Source organism: Achromobacter sp. T5-5 (genome assembly GCF_055397965.1).
Genome location: NZ_AP027919.1, coordinates 2566209 through 2579766 on the forward strand (window position 1 = coordinate 2566209; position 13558 = coordinate 2579766).

Annotated in this window: 18 protein-coding genes; 16 read left to right on the forward strand and 2 right to left on the reverse strand. The window is 61.9% G+C overall.

What is annotated here, in order from left to right; translation table 11 throughout:
• Positions 1-3 precede the first annotated feature (3 nt).
• The gene (locus ACZ50Q_RS11575) at positions 4-282 is read right to left on the reverse strand and encodes a BrnA antitoxin family protein (protein ID WP_464081574.1); all 279 of its coding nucleotides are present in this window, start codon (positions 280-282) and stop codon (positions 4-6) included.
• Positions 269-535 (reverse strand): BrnT family toxin, encoded by a 267-nt coding sequence (locus tag ACZ50Q_RS11580; RefSeq protein ID WP_464081575.1) that lies wholly within the window; start codon positions 533-535, stop codon positions 269-271. Before ACZ50Q_RS11580 ends, ACZ50Q_RS11575 begins: the two co-directional genes overlap by 14 nt.
• 225 nt (positions 536-760) lie before the next feature.
• Here ACZ50Q_RS11580 and ACZ50Q_RS11585 point away from each other — a divergent pair, with 225 nt between their 5' ends.
• The 16 genes from ACZ50Q_RS11585 to ACZ50Q_RS11660 all read left to right on the forward strand — a co-directional run bounded on the left by ACZ50Q_RS11585 (position 761) and on the right by ACZ50Q_RS11660 (position 13540).
• A complete protein-coding gene (locus ACZ50Q_RS11585; protein WP_464081576.1) occupies positions 761-1045 on the forward strand; it encodes an HNH endonuclease signature motif containing protein in 285 nt (94 codons plus the stop codon).
• Positions 1046-1420: 375 nt separating this feature from the next.
• Positions 1421-1960 carry a terminase small subunit gene (locus ACZ50Q_RS11590; RefSeq protein ID WP_464081577.1) on the forward strand — a complete coding sequence of 180 codons (540 nt, stop codon included), beginning with the start codon at positions 1421-1423 and terminating at the stop codon, positions 1958-1960.
• A 3-nt stretch (positions 1961-1963) separates the two neighbouring features.
• Positions 1964-3667, forward strand: a complete 1704-nt coding sequence (locus tag ACZ50Q_RS11595; RefSeq protein ID WP_464081578.1) for a terminase large subunit — start codon at positions 1964-1966, stop codon at positions 3665-3667.
• Complete coding sequence (locus ACZ50Q_RS11600; RefSeq protein WP_464081579.1) at positions 3667-5007, forward strand: phage portal protein; 1341 nt, start codon at positions 3667-3669, stop codon at positions 5005-5007. The genes ACZ50Q_RS11595 and ACZ50Q_RS11600 overlap by 1 nt, the downstream gene beginning before the upstream one ends.
• On the forward strand, positions 4973-5713 hold the full coding sequence (locus tag ACZ50Q_RS11605; RefSeq protein ID WP_464081580.1) for a head maturation protease, ClpP-related: 741 nt from the start codon (positions 4973-4975) through the stop codon (positions 5711-5713). Before ACZ50Q_RS11600 ends, ACZ50Q_RS11605 begins: the two co-directional genes overlap by 35 nt.
• Before the next feature lie 68 nt (positions 5714-5781).
• Positions 5782-7020: a phage major capsid protein gene (locus tag ACZ50Q_RS11610; protein ID WP_464081581.1), complete on the forward strand. Its 1239-nt coding sequence runs from the start codon at positions 5782-5784 to the stop codon at positions 7018-7020.
• A 66-nt stretch (positions 7021-7086) separates the two neighbouring features.
• Positions 7087-7464, forward strand: a complete 378-nt coding sequence (locus ACZ50Q_RS11615) for a hypothetical protein (protein WP_464081582.1) — start codon at positions 7087-7089, stop codon at positions 7462-7464.
• Between the two features lie 2 nt (positions 7465-7466).
• A complete protein-coding gene (locus tag ACZ50Q_RS11620; protein ID WP_464081583.1) occupies positions 7467-7886 on the forward strand; it encodes a head-tail connector protein in 420 nt (139 codons plus the stop codon).
• The gene (locus tag ACZ50Q_RS11625; protein ID WP_464081584.1) at positions 7883-8233 is read left to right on the forward strand and encodes a phage head closure protein; all 351 of its coding nucleotides are present in this window, start codon (positions 7883-7885) and stop codon (positions 8231-8233) included. Before ACZ50Q_RS11620 ends, ACZ50Q_RS11625 begins: the two co-directional genes overlap by 4 nt.
• Positions 8226-8723: an HK97 gp10 family phage protein gene (locus ACZ50Q_RS11630; RefSeq protein WP_464081585.1), complete on the forward strand. Its 498-nt coding sequence runs from the start codon at positions 8226-8228 to the stop codon at positions 8721-8723. Before ACZ50Q_RS11625 ends, ACZ50Q_RS11630 begins: the two co-directional genes overlap by 8 nt.
• Entirely contained in the window at positions 8713-9072 is a 360-nt protein-coding gene (locus ACZ50Q_RS11635) for a DUF3168 domain-containing protein (protein WP_464081586.1), read from the forward strand. The genes ACZ50Q_RS11630 and ACZ50Q_RS11635 overlap by 11 nt, the downstream gene beginning before the upstream one ends.
• Positions 9073-9134: 62 nt before the next feature.
• Entirely contained in the window at positions 9135-9788 is a 654-nt protein-coding gene (locus ACZ50Q_RS11640) for a phage tail tube protein (protein ID WP_464081587.1), read from the forward strand.
• Entirely contained in the window at positions 9788-10099 is a 312-nt protein-coding gene (locus ACZ50Q_RS11645; protein ID WP_464081588.1) for a phage tail assembly chaperone, read from the forward strand. The genes ACZ50Q_RS11640 and ACZ50Q_RS11645 overlap by 1 nt, the downstream gene beginning before the upstream one ends.
• Positions 10100-10161: 62 nt before the next feature.
• Positions 10162-10407 carry a DUF1799 domain-containing protein gene (locus ACZ50Q_RS11650; RefSeq protein ID WP_464081589.1) on the forward strand — a complete coding sequence of 82 codons (246 nt, stop codon included), beginning with the start codon at positions 10162-10164 and terminating at the stop codon, positions 10405-10407.
• A gap of 2 nt (positions 10408-10409) precedes the next feature.
• Entirely contained in the window at positions 10410-13205 is a 2796-nt protein-coding gene (locus tag ACZ50Q_RS11655; RefSeq protein WP_464081590.1) for a phage tail tape measure protein, read from the forward strand.
• Positions 13205-13540 (forward strand): phage tail protein, encoded by a 336-nt coding sequence (locus ACZ50Q_RS11660; RefSeq protein ID WP_464081591.1) that lies wholly within the window; start codon positions 13205-13207, stop codon positions 13538-13540. Before ACZ50Q_RS11655 ends, ACZ50Q_RS11660 begins: the two co-directional genes overlap by 1 nt.
• Positions 13541-13558 lie beyond the last annotated feature (18 nt).

The following is a 13558-nucleotide window of genomic DNA, read 5'->3' on the forward strand; positions in this document are numbered from 1 at the left end:
CAATCATCGAGGGGCATGAGTCTTCAGCCAGTCCCGAAGTGCTGCGTCTACACGTGTCTGCCAGCCAGCGCCTGTCGAGCGAAACCGCTCCAGCACGTCGGGCGATAGCCGAATGGTGATGCGTTCCTTCGTGATTTCCGCCTTCGGGCGGCCGATCTTCTTCATTTGCTTCAGATCGGCCGCGCCGAGTTCATAGGTGTCCGGATCGGCGGCGATGCCGCGGTTGATGGCCTCATCTTCTTCGCGGGTGGGGACCACCGTCCCCGGCTTAAGCTTCGGCATAAAGATTCACCTCTCTCGAATTTGCCTTACGCAGGCTGATGATGCGCCGTTCGTCGTTGCGGTCCACGTACACGACGCAGTACAGGCGCACATCGATATAGCCCAGGGCGATCATGCGGCGTTCGCCGTACTCGCGGCGCATGTCTTCACGCACCAGGGCGTCATCCCATTCGAACTCTTCGGCTTCGGCCAGCGAAACGCCATGCTTGCGCTGGTTGCTCAGGTCTTTGGCGGGGTCGAATGTGATGTCCATTTAGTTATTGTATGTACATTAAAACCCGCGCGCAAGGACTTTTTGTGCATACGTTTTAACTCTGCTCCCTCTCGCTATCGAGGGTCCGTGCGCTGGGCATGGCGTGCGGGGATAGGGGCATCGCCGCCGGGCGGTGTGCAGTAGATAGCACCCGGCAAGATCACATAGGGAATCGGCGTGAAGCTCACGACACTCAAGCCGCGCCTAGCAATGGCCGGTTCCAGGTTGGCCACAGCGCCGACGCCCAGCGCAAAGCGCATGACGGGCCGCAAGCTGCAAGACCGCCGGTTGCGTGTCTGGTCTGCCGACCCGCATTGCGCCCACTGCGGCGCGCTGACCGTGTACCCATACGGGTTCGAGCTGGACCACAAGGTCAGCCTGAACGATGGTGGAGCTGATACCGACGAGAACTCGCAGGTGCTGTGCGTCTCGCGAGATGCGTACGGTCGCAAGGTCGGCTGCCACGACTCCAAGACGCGCCAGGACATGGGATACAGGAGCCGCACGTAATGGCACCGATCACGGTCAAGCTTTCCCTTCGCGTCGCGTGGTGGGTGCGCTGGTATCTGGCCGGCGTCTAAATCGCGGCACGCCTGACCGGCGCAACGCCGGACGTAACCAAGGTGGCATGGTGGATCAGGCGCGGCCTGTCCGTCCACGCCAGCAGGAAGCCGTAGGGCGCCTCTGCCGCGAGGCCGAGTCCGAGGCTCGCCAGGTCCATCGTCGCGTCCTGTAGGGCCTCTGCGCGGCTCCCGCGGGGCATCGGCAGGGGGGGGCGGGTCGAAAGTCCAGGGCAGCCCGACACCGGAAACCACCTGTTCCCTCACGCACAGAAAATTTCCCCATTTCGGAAAATTGTTAACCCAATTTTGTTAACCAAAACCTATGGCATTAACCGACAAAAAGCGCCGATTCGTCGATGCGCTGCTGTCGGGTCTATCCGGTGCGAAAGCCGCTATCCATGCGGGTTACAGCGAAAACGGGGCGGCCCAAGCAGCCGCCCGACTGATGCGTGACAAGCATGTTCTGGCCGCCGTGGGGCGGATTGCCGAGGTTAACAAATCAGTTAACAAAAATCGGATTAACAAAAAGGCCGAATCACCGAATCCCAAGGAGTCGGATTCACCGGCAAGCGGACCGCAAGACACAGCCGCCGACACTGATCTCATGGACGGAATCGGCCTGAAAGCTCTCGGGCTTACCTCGGATCCGCGGGCTGTTCTCGTGGCGATCATGAACGACGCGGGAGAAGAGCCGAAACTTCGGCTGGAGGCCGCCAAAGCGCTCATGCCGTTCACGCACGGGAAAATTGCGGAGCAGGGCAAGAAGGGCGCGAAGCAGGAGGCGGCAAACAAGGCTGCTACCGGTGGGCGATTCGCGCCGCCACCGCCTCCCACGCATCTACGCGTTGTCGGAAAGGGGTAAACCATGGCCTGGACAACCGCGTGCCCTGATTGGGCCGAACGCCTGCGCACGCGACAGTCGATCATTCCGCCGCCGATCTACCCCGACCAGGCCGAATATGCGCTGGGCATCTTCAAGCAGCTCAAGGTCGTAGATCTGGCGCAGGTCTACGACGAGGCCATCGGGACGTACCGACACCAGACCTTCGGGGAGTGCTCCGAAGAATGGGTATTCGACTTTGTGCGGGCGATCTTCGGCGCATATGACGCCGCCACCGGCAAGCAACGGATCCGGGAATATGGCCTATTGATCAGCAAGAAGAACACGAAATCGACTATTGCCGCCGGCATCATGCTGACGGCGGTAATCATCTGCTGGCGCCAGGAAGAGGAACACTTGATCCTGGCCCCGACCAAGGAAGTCGCAGACAACAGCTTCAAGCCAGCAGCCGCGATGATTCGGGCGGACGAGGAACTGTCCGACATGTTCCACGTTCAGGACCACATCCGCACCATCACTCACCGGACTACGCGCAATAGCCTCAAGGTGGTGGCCGCCGACACCGATACGGTATCGGGCAAGAAGTCCGGCCGCATCTTGGTCGATGAATTGTGGCTATTCGGCAAGCGCGCTAACGCGGTGGCGATGTTCCTGGAGGCGCTCGGCGGCCAAATATCGCGTGATGAAGGCTGGGTAATCTACCTGACCACACAGAGCGACGATCCGCCGGCGGGTGTCTTCAAAGAAAAGCTCGCCTACTGGCGCGACGTGCGAGACGGGCGCGTGGTCGATCCGAAGACGCTGGGCATCCTGTACGAGTTTCCGGAAGAAATGGTCGAGGCAAAAGCCTATCTCGACCCGTCGAACTTCTACATCACCAATCCCAACCTCGGCCGGTCGGTCAGCGCTGAGTGGTTAGGAGATCAGCTCAGGCTACTGCAGTCCAGAACGGACGGAGCATTCCAGCAGTTCCTGGCCAAGCACCTGAATGTCGAAATCGGGCTCAACCTTCGTTCCGACCGTTGGGCAGGTGCTGACCACTGGCAGGCTCAAGCCGACGCATCTCTGCGCCGGTTGGAGGACTTCTTACGGCGGGTGGAAGTGGTGACCGGCGGCATCGACGGCGGCGGCCTGGACGACCTGTTGGGGCTGGGCCTGGTTGGCAGGGAAGTTGGGACCGGGCGGTGGCTCCACTGGGGGCGGGCGTGGGCGCACCCTTCTGTGTTGGAGCGTCGGAAAGAAATCGCACCGCGATTACGGGACTTCGAGCGGGAAGGCGATCTGGTCATTGTGCAAAAGATCGGGGAAGACGTCGCCGAATTGGCGCAGATCATTAGGCGGGTTTTTGATGCTGGCCTGTTCCCTGAAAAGGAAGGTGTGGGCACCGATCCTAGTGGCATCACCTTTGCTGAAGCGTTCTCAGACGCTGAAATTCCCGAGGGGCTGCTTGTTGGCGTATCGCAGGGCTGGCGCCTTGGCGGGACGATAAAGACCGTAGAGAGAAAGCTCGCTGAAGGCTCATTTCTTCATGGGGGGCGGCCGATGATGGCATGGTCAGTCAGCAACGCGCGAATTGAGCAGCGCGCGAACTCCATTCTCATCACGAAGCAAGCCAGCGGCTCGGCAAAGATTGACCCGCTGATGGGCCTTCTCGATGCGGCGCAGCTAATGGCGCTCAACCCACTGGCCGGGCCTAAGAAAATTCAACAGGGATTCGTGGTGATGTGATGGGACTACTTTCCAGATTTTTCGGCTCGGACGGCCAGCCGGCGCAGCCCGCCAGCCGACAGGAGCCGGCAATTGGCAACCTGGCGGACGGTGAGACAGTCTCATCGTCTGATATCCGCATGTTCGAGATCTTCGGCGATCCACGGACCGCGGCGGGTGCGGTGGTCAATGAACAGACCGCTATGCGGGTGTCGGCGGTCTACGCCTGCGTGTCGCTGATCGCGGGGTCCATCGCCCAGTTGCCGCTTCCCGTATTTGAGCGCGTGGGTGGCGCTCGGCAGCAGGTGGACCACGCCTATTGGTGGACGCTCAATGAGCAGTTTTGTCCCACTTGGGTGGCTTCTGCCGCGTGGGAGTTCCTGGTTACGCAGATGCTGTTGAGGGGCGATGGAATTGCATACATCGTTCGAAATCGCGCCGGCATGATGACCAACCTGATCCCCTGGCCGCGCTCTCGGGTGGATATCCGTGAACAGGAGCGCGATAGTGCGCGCGAGCTTCGGCGGCTGCAATACACGTTCTATGACGACAAGGGATTCTTCACTGTCGATCAGGACGACGTGATCCACATTCCGGGCTTCGGTTTCAACGGCATCAGTTCGATGTCGGTGATTCAGTGGGGGGCGCGCAACGGTATTGGCATCGCCATCCAGGGCGACGAGCATGCCGGGAAGTTCTTCAGCGAAGGCGGCAAGCCCGAGGTGGCGATCAAGGCGCCCGCCGCCATGTCTCCGGACATGCAAGAGGATTTTCGCGCCGCTTGGATTGCGAAGTATGGCGGCATTCAGGGTAACCGCCGCATTCCGCTGATTCTGACCGAAGGGTTGGATGTCAAGGAATTGACGATGTCGGCGGTGGACCAGCAATTGCTGGAATCTCGCCAATGGCAGGTGATCGACATTGCGCGAGCCTTCGGCGTCCCGCCGCATATGATCGGCGAAATGACAAAGTCCAGCAGCTGGGGAAGCGGCATCGAACAGATGGGTATCGGCTTTGTGAAATACACGTTGGCCCCTCACTTGAAGCGGATCAAGGGCGAGTTGAATCGAAAGCTGTTCCGCACCGCGCGTTATTTCACCGAGCACAACACAGATGGGCTCATGGCGGGTGATTCCAAAGCCCAAGCGGAATACTTCGCCAAGGCGCTGGGCGGACCAGGTACACAGGGCTGGATGAGCGTGGATGAGGTCCGCCGCGTGAAGAATCTCCAGCCCTTGGGCGGCGATTTTGACCGTCCGACGCGGGCGGGCGCGCAAGCGCAACCCGCGCGCGAGGGCGATAACGATCAAGACAGGGAAACCGAGAATGAAAATTCCGAAACTGCTTCAGCTAGCGCGTGATAACGCCTCTGGATCGAAGCCGCTACGTGCTGAGGCGAACGACGGTGAGCAGACGATCTACCTGCACGGGGTGATTGGGGGCTGGTGGGGCGATATCGACGCCACCGAGTTCGCCAAAGCCCTATCCGCCATCACGGCTGACACGATCCATCTGCGCATCAACTCGCCGGGTGGCGACGTGTTCGACGCCCGCGCGATGATGACTGCTATCCGCCAGCATTCGGCGAAGGTGGTTGCTCACGTGGACGGCTTGGCGGCTTCCGCCGCGACGGACGTCTGCATGGCCTGCGATGAGGTGGAAATCTCGCAGGGGGCTTTCTTCATGATCCATAACGCCTGGACGGTTGCCATCGGCAATAAGGCCGACATGCGGGAAACGGCGGATCTGCTTGAAAAGGTCGACGGCGCGATAACGGCCGACTACGTGGCTCGCTCCGGCCAGTCGGCAGATCAGGTCAGAAACTGGATGGACGCGGAAACCTGGTTCAGCGCCGACGAGGCGCTGGAGCATGGATTTGTCGATCGCGTTGTTGACGCCGCTGCGAAAAAGCCGACCACCGCCAACGCATGGAATCTGGCGGCCTACCAGAACGCGCCCAAAGCCCTGACCGAGCCGAAATCTCCCGTTGTGGATGATGCCCAGGTCAAAGCTCTGCGAAACGATCTTGAGCGGCGGTTTTCGCTGATCGAGGCCACCCCTGCCTAAGCGGCTCCCGCACGCAGGACAACCCACCGCCTTCGGGCGGTTTTTTTTCGACTGAAGGAACCTAGATTATGGCTTTCAATCTTCAAGCCGAGCGGGAGCGCCGCAACGCGCTGGCCAAGGAAACCCGCGCCCTGCTGGACAACAACCCCGGCGCCAACTGGAACGCCGAGCATCAGAAGAAGTACGACGACAACACGGCGGAAATCGAGCGCATCGACGCGGCCATCGGCCGCCATCAGAAGATGATGGATCTGACAGCCGAAAACGACCTACACGACGCCGGCGTGCGCGAACACGACGTGCGCCCCAGCGCCAACAAGGGCCGCCCCGTTGACGTGGCGTTGTTCGACAAGTGGTGCCGTGGTGGCGACAACGCACTGACGGCGGAGGACTGGACGCATGTGCGGAACGCCATGAGCGGCAATCCGGCGGTCAATCCCGAGCAGGGCGGCTATACCGTTCCGACGACGGTCGCGACCTCCATTCTGGACGCGCTCAAGGCGTTCGGCGGGATGCGCGCAGTCGCCAACGTCTTCACGACCGGCGGTGGCGAGCCCATGCAGTATCCGACCAGCGACGGCACCAACGAAGAAGGCGAAATCGTCGCCGAGAATCAGTCGGCCAGCGACCAGGACGTGTCGTTCGGCACCAAGGGCCTGTCGGTGTACAAGTTCAGCTCCAAAGTGGTGACTGTCCCCTGGGAACTGTTGCAGGATAGCTCCTCGGACATCGAGGGCTTCATCCGTCAACGCTTGCAAACGCGCCTTGGCCGGGTCACCAACCGCCATTACACCGTTGGCCCCGGCACGGCTGGCCCGACCGGGGTTGTCACTGCCGCAGTGACGGGCAAGATCGGCGCGGTGTCGGCAACGCCCGTCATCACCTACGACGACCTGGTGGATCTGGAACACAGCGTGGACCCGGCCTATCGCCTGGGCGCCAAGTGGATGTTCCATGACGACATGCTCAAGATGGTGCGCAAGATCAAGGACGACCAAGGCCGCCCGATCTTCGTTCCCGGCTACGAGCAGGGCAACCCCGGGGGGGCGCCGGATCGCCTCCTGAATCGCGACATTCAGATCAACCAGCACATGCCGGTGCCGGCGGCCGCGGCGAAGTCGATCGCCTTCGGCGATTTCAGCCTGTACAAGATCCGCGACGTAATGGCGATCACGCTGTTCCGCTTCAACGACTCGGCTTATGTCAAGAAGGGTCAGGTTGGCTTCCTGGCGTGGATGCGCTCGGGCGGCAACCTGATCGACGTGGGCGGCGCGGTGAAGCTGTTCCAACACGGGGCCGCCGCCTAAGCGGCCATACAGCCAGTGCGCGCCGGCGGAGAAATACCGCCGGCAGAACTTTCCAAGGACGAAATCATGGCACGAAGATCGACGAACCAGGCTCCGGCCGGAGAAGAATCGAACCAGGTCCCCGCGCCGTCCGGGCTTCCTGAAGGGCAAGAGGGTTCTGCCACGGAAGCGGCGGTCGCGGAGGAGGCAGTGAGTGAGACCGCCTCCGCGAAGAACTCTCCCATACCCGACGCCTCACCGCCCGACAGCGAGGCGTCGGGTATGCCTCCGGCGGGCGATCATGGTGACGCCGAGCCAGAGAAGGTCATGGCCCTGGTGCTGCATGACAGCATCTATGGCAAGTGCGGCGAAGTACGCGAATTCGCCGCCGACCAGGTGGATGCGCTCAGGGGCGCCGGCTACATCGACCCGCATCCCAACGCGGTGGCCTCGGCAGGGAGCTGACCATGCTGCGCCTGATCACTGCCGCGGCGGCTGAACCGGTAAGCGTGGCACAGGCAAAGCGGCTCCTGCACATTGACCACGACGCGCTGGACGAGGACATCCCGGGGCTGATCACAGCGGCCCGCGAACTGGTCGAACGCCGGACGGGGTTTGCGTTGGCCGAGGCGTCCTACGAGTGGACGCCAGTAGGGGGGCGGGAAGCCCCGCTGCCCATCTGGCCGGGTGAGACGACCAGCGAGCCGGGGGATTTTCCCGTTCTGTTCACGAGCAAGCCAGGACCTGCTCCGGAGCCCCTGAAGCTCGCCATTGTCATGCTGGTCGGGGACATGATCGAGAATCCCGAGGCGGCGGGTGAAAAGGTACTTCATCAAAACCCCGGATTCGCGCGCCTCGTCTTCCCATATACACGGGTGCTGCCATGACGGCCCGAGCGCGGAATCGTCGCATCCTGGTACAGCGTCGCTCCGGCACGGTGGATGATGCGGGTCAACCGGTGGATGAATGGGTGGACGCCGGTTCCCTTTGGGCGGGCATTGCGAACGAGACGGGCTTGGGGGCGATTCGGTCAAGCCTACAGGGCAATGTGTCCGCGTCCATTGCTCGTTACAGCTTCCTCGTGAGCTTCGAGGCCGCCAGGGCACTGGGTATTGACCCGGGAATGCGGATCCTCCATGACGGCGAGGTATTCGAGGTCAAAGGCATTACCCGCGACTTCAAGGATCGCAGGAATGCGTTCCTGATTTGCGAGCAGGGAGGAAACGATGGCTAAAGGGCTCCAGGCGACTTTCGACACCTCGGGCTGGTCGGAGGGGCTGGATCGGCTGTTGGGCCCCGCGCGGGTCAGCCTGGCGCGCTCCATGGCCGTTGCGGGCGGCGAGGTGCTGCGGGATGAGGCCAAGGCGCGGGTGAATACGCACAACGGCGTTTTGGGCGCTGCCATCTACCTTGCTTTCCGGGAACGGTACTCGACGGATCAAGAAGTCCAGTACGCCGTCACCTGGAATAAGCGTAAGGCGCCTCACGGCCACCTGGTGGAGTTCGGGCACTGGCAGATCTACCCGGTGATCAAGAGGGCCGACGGAACCTATGTGACCGACAAGCGCCGCAAGCTCGCGACACCGAAATGGGTGCCCGCCTATCCGTTCTTGCGGCCGGCGTATGAGGCAGCCGCGGCCCGCGCGCAGGCTGCAATGATTCAGCGCGGCCGGCAACGGTTGCCGGAGCTTTTGGCAGGAGAGGAGGTGCGCGATGTCACTTGAAGCCCAATTGCTCGCAGTGCTGGGGGCGTTGGTCGGCGGGCGTGCCTATCCAGATGTCACCCCGGACAAGCCTGTGTTTCCGTTGATCGTTTACCAAGGCGCTGGCGGGCAAGAACAGTGGTACGTGGAGCGCAAACGCCGCGAGAAGCGGCATCAGCGCGTGCAGGTGTTCGTGTGGGCAGCCACGCGGGCGCAGGCAAGCGACATTGCTGACCAGATCGGCACAGCGTTGTGCGAAAGCGACTTTCCTGTTGTTGAGCCGTATGGCTCGCCCACCAGCCTCTACGAAGAGGCGATCAAGAAATACGGCACCCGCCAGGACTTCGGTATCTGGTTCCTTCCAACCTGACTTTTCCCCGCTTTCACATTGAGCCCGGCCATGCGCCGGGCTTTTCCATTTGAGGAAAACCTATGTCTTCCATTTTTATCAACGGTTCGCAATTCCGGGTATCGAAGTCGGTTGCGCAGGCTGTGGCCATCACTTCGATTGCAAACGGCGTGGACCCGGTGGCGTCCACGACGACGCCGCCCGAGGACGGCGACATCCTGGTCATTGACTCCGGCTGGTCGGCGCTGACGGAATCTGTCTTTCGCGCCCTGGACTCAACTGCCGACGGTTTCAAGTTGGAGGGGGCTGACACCACGGACCTGCGTTTGCACCCCGCTGGCGGCGGGGGGGGCGGCTATCGGGAGGTAGCCGACTGGTTCAGCCTGGACCAGATCACGGACGTGCAAATCACCGGAGGGGAACAGCAATACCACCAGTTTCAGTACGTTGAGGATCCCAGCGCCAAGCAACGGCAGAAGCCGACCGTCAAAAGCCCCACTGTTCTCACTTACACGCTCGACTACGACCTGAACAAGGCGTGGTACGCGGCCCTCATCAAGCTGGACCGCTTGCGCACTCCGGTGGTGTTGGAGACGAAGTATCCGGATGGCGCCATCACCTATTACTACGGCTATCCGTCCTTCAACAAGAATCCGACCGGCGGCCAGAACGTGAACCTGCAGAACACGTTCACGCTGTCGCTTATTGCGGATCCTGTCACTTACGGGGGCGCGTAATGACGTTCCAGATCAAAGCCAACCCGACTATCGATGCGAAGGTGACGATTGTTGGCCAGGGCCGCAAGCAAGAACTGAACGTGACCTTTCGCCACAAGACGGGCAAAGAGTATGAATCGTTGATGAGGCAGTTGGCGGCCGACGAGATCTCGACCGCCGACCTGCTGCTTCTGCTGATCGAGAAATGGGATGCGGACATGCCCGTAAGTAAGGAGGCTTTCGACTTGCTTTGCGAGCATCAGCCCGGTGCCGATCTTGCCATCGCGAGCGCGTTCAACGATTCGATTCGGGTCGAGCGCAAAAAAAACTAACTGAGGCTGTGGCGGCGTTCCTGTGGGAGCCGCCATCAGCCGCGACCTTAGCAAAAGCCGGTTTGAAACCCCGCTATTTTCAACGGCCCACGGTCGAGCTATGGCAGGAGCTCGTGCCGGCATTCAACCTCTTCACCCGCAACTATACGCAGTGGCGCGTAGGGGCAGGAGGGCCGATAGGGCTGGACTACGGGGTCCTGTATCACGATCTGGACCGTCAAGAGCTTCCCCGGGCAGAGCAGCAGGGAATCATGGACGACCTTCGGATCATCGAGCGGGCGGCCCTGGAAATCTTCCATAAGAGTTGAACATGGCACAGGAAAGCATTGGCACCGCGCGGCTAGATATCGTCGTCGATACCTCGCAGTTTGACGCCGCGATCGCTTCGGCCAAGCGCGGCGCCAGCGACATGTCGCAGTCGGCCCAGGCGGACTACGCGAAACTCACGGCTGCCGAGCGCCGCCGTGTTGACGCCCTGGTGAACCAGGCCAACACAATCGGCATGACTCGTAAGGAGCAGATCCTTTACAACGCTGCCCTGCGCGGTGTACCGACGTCGATCCTGGACGAGCTCAAGGCCAAGATGTCGGCGACGGGGGCGGCCGCAGCCGGCGCCACCAAGCAGATGAACCAGTATGGGGTGAGCGCCGCACAGCAGGCCGCAGCGCTTCGCGGCGTCCCGGCACAGATCACCGACATCGTGGTGTCGCTGCAGGGCGGACAGCAACCGCTGACCGTGCTGCTGCAGCAGGGCGGACAGTTGAAGGATATGTTTGGCGGCATCGTGCCAGCGGCGCGGGCTCTCGGCAGCACTATCCTGGGATTGGTGAATCCCTGGACGGTAGCCGCAGCTGCGGTCGCTGTCTTCTCAACTGCTCTCATGTCGGGCAAGGGCGAGCTGCCGGAGTTCACCAAGACGCTAATTCTGAGCGGCAACGCAGCCGGGCAGACTGCCGAAGGTATGTCCAACCTGGCCACGCGCATCGCGGACGTGGCGGGGTCTCGCGGGAAGGCCGTTGATGCGCTCAACCAGATCGCGGCTTCGGGCAAGATTGCCGGGCAGAACTTCGCGGTGGTTGGAGAAGCGGCGGTTGCGGCGAACCGCGCCACCGGAAAGGCCATTGCCGACACGGTGCAGGAGTTCGAAACGCTGCGCGGTAAGCCGGCGGAGGCAATCGCCGCACTGAACGAGCAGCAGCATTTCCTTACGCTGGAGATTTATCAGCAGATCGCAAGCCTGGAGCGGCAGGGGCGCAGCCAGGAAGCGGCGGCACTGGCGCAGCGCACCTATGCGGACGCCGTAAAGCAGCAGGCCGAGGAGGTGCGGCAGAACCTGGGTACGCTGGAAACCGCGTGGGATGCGGTCAAGCAAGGCGCCAGCAACGCCTGGGAGGCGATGAAGAGCCTGGGGCGCGCTCCGAGCTTTGACGATCTCACCAACAAGTTGCGCGCCGTCAACGCCGAGCTGGTTCAGATGCGCGCCAACGCGCCTCCGCAAACGGACGAATCGCAGGCGTTCTTCGGAGACGGCGGCCGCGGTGCGCGCCGGCGCGCACGGCCGCTCGAGCAGGAAAGCAGCCGCCTGATTGCCGAGGCAGCAGCGCTTCAGGATCAGGCCGACCAGGCCGCAATCGTGGGCTGGCAGAAGCGCCAGGAAGCCGAAAAGATCGCCGCCGAGGCCCGCCTGTCATCCCTCGCCAAGGAAACCGAGACAAATCGGCAGAAGCGCGAGCGCGAAATCGCCCAGGTCAAGAAGGACGCCGAGCTTACCGGGGCGACCCTCGAGACGCAAAAGAAGCTGATCGACCAGATCAACGACAAGTACAAGGATCCCGCGGCCAAGGCGTACACGGAGGACGCCGCGACCAAGCTCCTGCAGCAGTACCGCGAGGCCGAAGCATCCCTGCAGGCCCAGATCACCAGCGAGGGGAAGCTGGCCACCTGGGGCCAGAAGCGGGCGGAGTTCGAACAGCAGATCGCAGACCTGAAGGAAAAGAAGGTCCTGACGGCGGATCAAAAGGGCTTGCTTGCTCAGCAGGACCTGCTGCGCCGCCAGCTTGATCTGAATGTAGCGGCTGAGAAGGAGCTACGGACCAAACAGGAAACTGCCAAGGTCGAAGCTCTCCGCACCAGTTTGGCCTCGACTCGGGATCTGGAGCAGCAGCAGTATGCCGACCAGGTGGCGGGTGTGGGGCTGGGTGACCGCGCGCAGGAGGAGCTTCGCGCACGTCAGGCGATCTTGCGGGACTACCAGCGCCAGCAGTCGCAGTTTGACCGCTCGATGGCGTCGGGTCAGATCTCGAAGGAGACCTACCAGAGCCAGACCGCACTCCTTAAAGAACACCTGGATCTGCGCCTGTCGATGCAGCAGCAGTATTTCGACCAGGTGCGCGAGGCGCAGGGCAACTGGAGGAACGGCGCCACCTCTGCGCTCGAGAACTACCAAGATTCGGCGGCCAACGTCGCCGCGCAAACGAAGTCGCTGTTTTCCAACGCATTCCAAGGCATGGAGGACGCAATCGTCCGTTTCGTGACGACCGGGAAACTCTCGTTCAAGGACTTCGCCACTTCCGTAGTTGCTGACTTGACCAGGATTGCGGCCCGCCAGGCGATTGTCGGGATGGTAGGCAACTTTGCCGGATTGCTTGCTGGTTCGGCGACCAGCGGAATATCGACCGGGGCAAGCTACCAGGGCACCGGGATGGCAGCAGTAGGCAACACAGACGGCATGACGGGCTGGAACCTGTCGGGTGGTCGTGCCTCTGGTGGTCCAACGGCAGCGAATTCGCTCTACCGCGTCAGGGAGTTGGGTCCCGAGTTGTACACGGAAGGGGGCCAAACCTATCTGATGAGCGGTGAAAACGGCGGCTATGTCACCCCTCTGAAGAACAGCGTGACTGGCGGCGCTGCTGGTGGTGGGGCCAGTTACCAGATCACCAACCAGGTGATTTTTAACGACGGCGGGCGCGAATCGCGCGTCTCGGGCCAGGACGAAGCAATGGGCCGGGAAATGCTCAAGCAGATGGAAGTGGTCGCCCAGCGAGTTGTTGACCGTTCGCATCGTCAGGGCGGGGTCGCTTGGAGCGCGCGGAATGGGAGAGGCTGATGGCTGAACGATTTACCTGGCGGGCCACGGGCGAGCCCAACGGGACGGTCTCGTTTCGTCGCTTGACCGCGCAGTTCGGAGACGGATACCGCCAAGTGGCCGGTGACGGTATCAACACAGAGGTCCAGTCCTGGCCGCTCACTTTCGCGGGCGGCAAGCAGGAAATGCAAGCTATAGCCGCCTTCCTACGCAGACACGCTGGAATCAGGTCGTTCCATTGGACGCCGCCGCTTGGCGAAGAGGGGCTGTATGAGGCGCCGAGCTTCAACCTGGCCCACATCGGCGGAGACGTTTACACGGTTTCCGCCACCTTCCAGCAAGTATTCAAACCGTAGAGGGAATCGTGGATCCGC